General features: G+C 71.6%; 7 protein-coding genes. 5 read left to right on the top strand and 2 right to left on the bottom strand.

What is annotated here, in order from left to right; genetic code table 11:
* A partial coding sequence (locus ABZ281_RS30275; protein WP_356660603.1) for an alpha/beta fold hydrolase occupies positions 1-728 on the bottom strand: 728 nt, incomplete at its 3' end.
* Positions 729-789: 61 nt separating this feature from the next.
* The gene (locus ABZ281_RS30270; RefSeq protein WP_356660601.1) at positions 790-1,110 is read right to left on the bottom strand and encodes a DUF427 domain-containing protein; all 321 of its coding nucleotides are present in this window, start codon (positions 1,108-1,110) and stop codon (positions 790-792) included.
* 85 nt (positions 1,111-1,195) lie between these two features.
* Here ABZ281_RS30270 and ABZ281_RS30265 point away from each other — a divergent pair, with 85 nt between their 5' ends.
* The 5 genes from ABZ281_RS30265 to ligA all read left to right on the top strand — a co-directional run bounded on the left by ABZ281_RS30265 (position 1,196) and on the right by ligA (position 6,702).
* Positions 1,196-1,999, top strand: coding sequence for a class I SAM-dependent methyltransferase (locus ABZ281_RS30265; protein ID WP_356660599.1), 804 nt, complete (start codon positions 1,196-1,198; stop codon positions 1,997-1,999).
* Positions 1,996-2,535, top strand: a complete 540-nt coding sequence (locus ABZ281_RS30260) for a TIGR00730 family Rossman fold protein (RefSeq protein WP_356660597.1) — start codon at positions 1,996-1,998, stop codon at positions 2,533-2,535. The genes ABZ281_RS30265 and ABZ281_RS30260 overlap by 4 nt, the downstream gene beginning before the upstream one ends.
* A 218-nt stretch (positions 2,536-2,753) precedes the next feature.
* Positions 2,754-3,452, top strand: a complete 699-nt coding sequence (locus ABZ281_RS30255; protein ID WP_356660595.1) for an SDR family oxidoreductase — start codon at positions 2,754-2,756, stop codon at positions 3,450-3,452.
* 31 nt (positions 3,453-3,483) lie between these two features.
* The gene (locus ABZ281_RS30250) at positions 3,484-4,491 is read left to right on the top strand and encodes a methionine synthase (protein WP_356660593.1); all 1,008 of its coding nucleotides are present in this window, start codon (positions 3,484-3,486) and stop codon (positions 4,489-4,491) included.
* 15 nt (positions 4,492-4,506) lie between these two features.
* Positions 4,507-6,702, top strand: a complete 2,196-nt coding sequence (gene ligA, locus ABZ281_RS30245) for an NAD-dependent DNA ligase LigA (RefSeq protein WP_356660591.1) — start codon at positions 4,507-4,509, stop codon at positions 6,700-6,702.
* Positions 6,703-7,169 lie beyond the last annotated feature (467 nt).

The following is a 7,169-nucleotide window of genomic DNA, read 5'->3' as shown; positions in this document are numbered from 1 at the left end:
TGTCGAGCTTGGTGATGGCGCTGCCGTCGGTCATGGGGATGAAGGACGGCAGGCCGGCGGGCAGGGTGCTGTCGACGGTGATGTCGTCGAAGGTCGCCCGCCACCGCCAGGACGGGAACGCCCACCGAGCCCAGCCGGAAGCGCGGGACCCGGCCGTCGCGCATCACGGCGTCGTCGTAGGCGAGGCTTGAGGCCATCGCCTCCATGCCGGCCCACATGGGGGACTGGCGGGCGCCCTGGATCACCCCCTCGGCCAGGCCGGTCAGCCGCAGGAACAGTTCGACCGCGTCCCCGCGCCGTCCCTCACCGAGCGCCTCCGTCAGCCGTTCCGTGTACTCCGCACGCTCCTTGGCGCCCTCCTCGGACATCGCGAACGGCGTCTCGTAGACCGCCACGCGCCGTACCGGCAGCCCGCTCGCCGCCGCCTCCAGCGCCAGCGCCCCGCCCGAGGAGATGCCGTACAGGTGCGCCTCGCCGCCCACCGCCTCGATCACCGCGGCCAGGTCCTCGACCTCACGCTCCACGGCGTACGGCGCGGTGTCCGCACTGGCGCCGCGGCCCCGGCGGTCGTACACCACGGCCTGGAAACGCTCCGAGAGCGACACGGCGAGCGGCGCCAGGGTGCCGCCCGTCGACATCGCACCGCTCACCAGGACGACCGCGGGACCGCGGCCGGTGCTCTCGTAGGCGATGCGGGTGCCGTCGCGCGAAAGGATCTTCTTGTCCATGCTCATGCAGACTGCCGCACGCCGCGGTGTTCATCGATGAGGCGGGCGGCGCGTCAGCCGATCAGAAAACTTCCACTTCGTAGAAGCACAGGTGGTCCTTGATCTCGGCGACGTCCGGCTTGGGGTCCGGATACGCCCAGACGAGGTCCGCGGCATCCGGCCGCGACCAGTAGGAGGCGGTGCCCTTGAACGGGCAGTACGTCTGCGTACCGGACGGCGTCAGCAGGTCCAGGCGCACGTCCTCGGGCGGGATGTAGTACCGCTCGGGACAGCCCGTCTCGCGCAGCACCAGCGACCGGTCGCTCTCCGCCAGCACCTGCCCTCCGTGCACCACGCGCACATGCCCGCCGCGCTCGATGGTGATGCGATGCCCTCTGGTCACGATCCGCCCCTCCTCGGGTAGCCGACTCCTGCGCTACAGCGCAGGCTGAAGCGGAGTTCTTCCCTCGCCGCAGCAGGAGGCCCCGATGCGCGCCACGGAACCGGCCGGAAACCGCTCCCGCCTGCTCCACCAGGTCCGGTACGCGCTGCGCCACCCGAAGCGCGTGCCCGCGCACGCCCGGCGCGCGGTGCGGGACGCCTGGCTGCGGCTGCGCCACCCCGACCACATCGCCTACTACCGGGCCGTCATGGCCTCGGACGCGGCCCGCTGCACCGAGGCGGCGGTCGGGCACAACCCCTCGCGCGAGAAGTGGGCACGCATCGGCCGCATGCAGTTCGACTACCTGGTGGGCCACGGCCTCCGGCCGCACCACCGGATGCTGGAGATCGGCTGCGGTAACCTGCGCGCCGGGCGGTTGTTCATCGGCCACCTCGACACCGGGCACTACTACGGCATCGACATCTCGCCCCACATCCTGCTCGCCGCCCAGGACACCCTCGTCGCCGAGAAGCTCCAGCCCAAACTGCCCTATCTGGCGCTCGCCGACGACCTCACCTTCGCCTTCCTGCCGGCCGCGCACTTCGATGTCGTGCACGCGCACAGCGTCTTCTCGCACTCGCCGCTGCACGTCATCGAGGAGTGCTTCGCGCACGTCGGCCGGATCCTCGCGCCCGGCGGGTTCTTCGACTTCACCTTCGACCGCACCGAGGGCGAGGAGCACCAGGTCCTGCACGAGGACTTCTACTACCGGACGCGGACGCTGACCGACCTCGCCGCCAAGCACGGCCTGGACGCCCGGTTCATGGACGACTGGGAGCGCCTGCCCCACCGGCAGTCCAGAATGCGGGTCACCGTCACGGTGGACCGCGCCCGTACGGTGGGCTCATGAACATCTGTGTCTTCCTGTCCGCCGCCGACCTCGACGAGCGCTACACCACTCCCGCGCGGGAGTTCGCCGAGCTGCTGGGCAAGGGCGGTCACACGCTCGTGTGGGGCGGCTCCGACGTCGGCCTCATGAAGGTGGTTGCCGACGCGGTGCAGGAGGCGGGCGGCCGGCTGGCCGGCGTCTCCGTGCAGTTCCTCGCGGCCAAGGCCCGCCCGGGCGTCGACGAGATGGTCGTCGCCAAGGACCTCGCCGAGCGCAAGAAGCTGCTCCTGGAGAGGGCCGACGCCGTGGTGATCATGGTCGGCGGCACGGGCACGCTCGACGAGGCGACCGAGATCCTGGAACTGAAGAAGCACGGGCACACCGACAAGCCGGTGGTCCTGCTCAACACGGCGGGCTTCTACGACGGCCTGAAGGAGCAGTTCCGCCGCATGGACGCCGAGGGCTTCCTGCCCCGGCCGCTCACCGACCTGGTGTTCTTCGCCGAGGAGCCGGTGGGGGCACTTGCGTACCTGGAGGAGAGCCGGGGTATCGCGTGACCTAGGGGCCTTGTGATGGATCTCCGCAGCGTCGCGACGCCCGGCACGCACTCCCCCACTCTCGGCTTCGCTCGAGCGGGGGGACCCCCACGCCGCACGGTGCGAAGGGACAGGTGGCTCCGCCACATGATCCTCCGCACCGCACGCCGATCGCACGCACCGCACGCCGCTCCTTCTCCTGCGGAGATCCATCACAAGGCCCCGGCACTGATGCGAGCATGGCGGGCATGGCTACTCATGTGATCACCGGAGCCGGCTCCGGCATCGGCGCGGCCGTGGCCCGCCGCCTGCACGCGCGCGGGGACGACCTCGTGCTGCACGCGCGCGACGCGGGCCGCGCGAAGGAGCTGGCGGCCGGGTTCCCCGGGGCGCGGACCCTGGTGGGTGACCTCGCCGACCCCGACAAGCTCTCCTGGGCCTTCTCCCACCAGTCGCTGCCGGACCGGGTGGACTCGCTGCTGCACATCGCCGGCGTCGTCGACCTCGGACCGGTCGGCGAGCTCACCCCGAAGGCCTGGCGCCACCAGCTCAACGTCAACCTGGTCGCCCCCGCCGAGCTGACCCGGCACTTCCTGCCCCAACTGCGCGCCGCCCGCGGCCACGTGCTGTTCGTCAACTCCGGCGCCGGCCTGGGCGCCCACGCCGACTGGTCCGCGTACGCCGCCTCCAAGCACGGCCTGAAGGCGCTCGCCGACTCCCTGCGCCACGAGGAGCACGGCAACGGGGTCCGCGTCACCTCGGTGTACCCCGGCCGCACGGCCAGCCCCATGCAGGCCAAGGTCCACCAGCAGGAGGGCAAGGAGTACGACGCCGCGCGGTGGATCGACCCGGAGTCTGTCGCCACGACGATCGTCATGGCCCTGGATCTGCCCCGGGACGCGGAGGTCAACGACCTGACGGTGCGCCCGGGGCGCTGACCCCGGTGCGCCCCCTGCGTAGGCTTCTCCGGTGAGCGAAAACAGCCAGTTCAGGTTCGGCGCGGCCACCGGCGTGGGGTCCATGCCGGGCGGCGACGCCCGAGAGGCCGCCAAAACGGTCACCGGTACCTTCGAGGACTTCCCCTTCCTGCCCGAACTGCCCGCCCGGGGACCCGGCGCGGACATGGTCGGGCGGACCGCCGGCATGCTCGTCGAGCTGTACGCGCGCGTGGAGCCCAGCGGATGGCGCCTCGGGGACCGGCCGGGCCGGGACACCAAACGGGCCCGCTCCTGGCTCGGCGAGGACCTCGACGCGCTCGAGGAGTTCACGCAGGACTACGAGGGGCCGCTGAAGGTCCAGGCCGTCGGCCCCTGGACCCTCGCGGCCAACCTGGAGCTGCGGGGCGGCGAGGTGGCGCTTTCCGACCCGGGGGCCTGCCGCGACCTCGCCGCCTCCCTGGCCGAGGGGCTGCGGCTGCATCTCGCCGAGGTGCGGCGGCGGATCCCCGGCGCGCAGCTCGTCCTCCAGCTCGACGAGCCGTCCCTCACCGCCGTCCTGCGCGGGCAGGTGAAGAGCGCCAGCGGATACCGCACCCACCGGGCCGTCGACCGGCAGGTCGTCGAGCAGACGCTGCGCGACCTCGTCGGCGTGCACACGGCCGGCCCGGCCGTGGTCCACTCCTGCGCCCCCGACGTGCCGTTCGCGCTGCTGCGCCGGGCGGGCGCGGCCGCCGTCTCCTTCGACTTCTCCCTGCTCACCGAGCGTGACGACGAGACGATCGGGGAGGCCGTGGAGGGCGGCACCCGGCTCTTCACCGGTGTCGTCCCGTCCGTGGAAGGCCCATTGTCAGACCCTGCCGGTAGCGTCATGGGTGTCAGGACGCTGTGGCGCAGGCTGGGGCTGTCTCCGGGGCTTCTCGCGGAGGCGGTCACGGTCACCCCGGCGTGCGGACTCGCGGGGGTCTCCCCGGGGTACGCGCGCACGGCTCTCGCGCACTGCGCCCGGGCGGCGAGATCCCTCGCGGACAACCCAGAGTAACGGGAGGACGACACGGTGGCCGGCGACAAGCAAGCGGAGACGACGACGGTGCCCGCAGAGGCACGGGAGAAGCACGCGCGCCTCGCGGAGCAGATCGAGGAGCACCGCTTCCGCTACTACGTGAAGGACGCTCCCGTCGTCAGCGACGCGGAGTTCGATCAGCTGCTGCGTTCCCTGGAGGCGTTGGAGGAGGAGCACCCGGAGCTGCGCACGCCGCACTCGCCGACCCAGAAGGTCTCCGGGTCCTACGAGACGGAGTTCACGGCCGTCGCGCACCGCGAGCGCATGCTCTCCCTCGACAACACGTTCAACGACGAGGCGATGGCCGCCTGGACGGAGCGCATCGCGAGGGAACTGGGTGAGCAGGACTACCACTTCCTGTGCGAGCTGAAGGTCGACGGCCTCGCGGTGAACCTCACCTACGAGCACGGCCGCCTCACCCGCGCGGCCACCCGCGGCGACGGCCGCACCGGCGAGGACATCACGCCGAACGTGCGGACGATCGCGGAGATCCCCGACCGCCTCGAGGGCGACTCCGTCCCCGACCTCGTGGAGATCCGCGGCGAGGTCTACTTCCCGATGGAGAAGTTCCAGGAGCTCAACGCCCGTCTCGTCGAGGCCGGCGACAAGCCCTTCGCCAACCCGCGCAACGCGGCGGCCGGTTCACTGCGCCAGAAGGACCCACGCGTCACCGCCACCCGCCCCCTGCACATGGTGGTGCACGGCATCGGCGCCCTGGAGGGCTTCACGGGCCTGACCCGCCTCTCCCAGGCCTACGACCTGCTGAAGGCCTGGGGCCTGCCCACTTCCGGCCACAACCGGGTGGTCGACGGCCTGGAAGGCATCCGGGAGTTCATCGCGTACTTCGGCGAGAACCGCCACTCCGTGGAGTGGGAGATCGACGGCGTGGTCGTCAAGCTCGACCAGATCCCCCTCCAGGGCCGCCTCGGCTCCACCTCGCGCGCCCCGCGCTGGGCGATCGCGTACAAGTACGCGCCGGAGGAGGTCAACACCAAGCTCGTCAACATCCGCGTGGGCGTGGGCCGCACCGGCCGCGTCACCCCGTACGCCCAGGTCGAACCGGTCACGGTCGCGGGCTCCGAGGTCGAGTTCGCCACGCTCCACAACCAGGACGTGGTCAAGGCCAAGGGCGTCCTCATCGGCGACACGGTCGTGCTGCGCAAGGCCGGTGACGTCATCCCGGAGATCCTCGGCCCGGTCGCCGACCTGCGCGACGGCAGCGAGCGCGAGTTCGTCATGCCGAGCGAGTGCCCCGAGTGCGGCACGGCGCTGCGGCCGATGAAGGAGGGCGACGTCGACCTGCGCTGCCCGAACGCCCGCACCTGCCCGGCCCAGTTGCGCGAGCGCCTGTTCTACCTCGCGGGCCGCAAGGCCCTGGACATCGAGCACTTCGGCTACGTCGCCGCCGCCGCCCTGACCGCCCCGCTGGAGCCGAAGACCCCGCCGCTGGTCGACGAGGCCGGCCTGTTCGACCTCACCATCGAGCAGCTGCTGCCCATCAAGGCCTACGTCCTCGACCCGGACAGCGGACTGCCCAAACGCGACCCGAAGACCGGCGAGGAGAAGGTCGCCACTGTCTTCGCGAACCAGCAGGGCGAGCCCCGCAAGAACGCGGTCGCCATGCTGGAGAACATCGCGGCGGCCAAGGAGCGCCCGCTCGCCCGGGTCATCACCAGCCTGTCGATCCGTCACGTCGGACCCGTGGCGGCCGAGGCGCTGGCCCGCGAGTTCCGCTCGATCGAGCGCATCGACCAGGCCACGGAGGAGGAGCTGGCGGTCACCGAGGGCGTCGGCCCGACCATCGCCGCCTCCCTGAAGCAATGGTTCGCCGAGGACTGGCACCGCGACATCATCCGTAGGTGGAAGGCCGCGGGCGTCCGCATGGAGGCCGAGAGCACCGGCGAGGACGAGGGGCCGCGCCCCCTCGAAGGCCTCACCGTCGTCGTCACCGGCACCCTCGAACACTTCACGCGGGACGGCGCCAAGGAGGCGCTGCAGAGCCGCGGAGCGAAGGTGACCGGCTCGGTTTCGAAGAAGACGTCGTTCGTCGTGGTGGGTGACAGCCCCGGATCGAAGTACGACAAGGCGATGCAGTTGAAGGTTCCGGTCCTGAACGAGGAAGGTTTCGGCGTCCTGCTGGACCAGGGACCGGACGCGGCGGCCGAAGTCGCCCTTTCGGCCGAGGAGTAGCGGTTGAAGGCCACCCGTTCGGCGCATACCAGATGCATACGGGTGGCCGGGACGCATTCGGGCAACCGTCGGCGACCGCTGCCCGTGGAAGCCTTCCGCGGCCTACTGTTGAGATGTGCGCCTGCCGTGCCCAGCCGCGGTCGGGGCATCTTCGTGCTCGCACAGAGCGCGGGAAGGGTTTTCGGGCGCGGGCCGTTGAGGGTTGTCGGGCACCTGGCCGCGGGGCGTGGGCACCGCCGGCTGTGAGAGGGACGGGAATGGAACCGACCGAGAGCGCCGGGCCGGGCTCACGGCTGCGCCTGCGCCGCATGGCGGTCGCATGGCGTGCAGTCCGTGGGGCCGTGTGGCCGGCGGGGCGTCCGGGTGCGGAGGTGCGCGCCGTCGGACAGTACACCCCGGACGGTCGTGGCGGCGCGGGGCGCGCCGCGGACGGCCCCGGAGCACAGCCGATCACCGAACGCACGTCC

The organism is Streptomyces sp. NPDC006265 (assembly GCF_040613555.1).
Lineage (GTDB): Bacteria > Actinomycetota > Actinomycetes > Streptomycetales > Streptomycetaceae > Streptomyces.
Note: the sequence above shows the minus strand (reverse complement) of the source record. Positions and strands in the feature narration are given on the sequence as shown.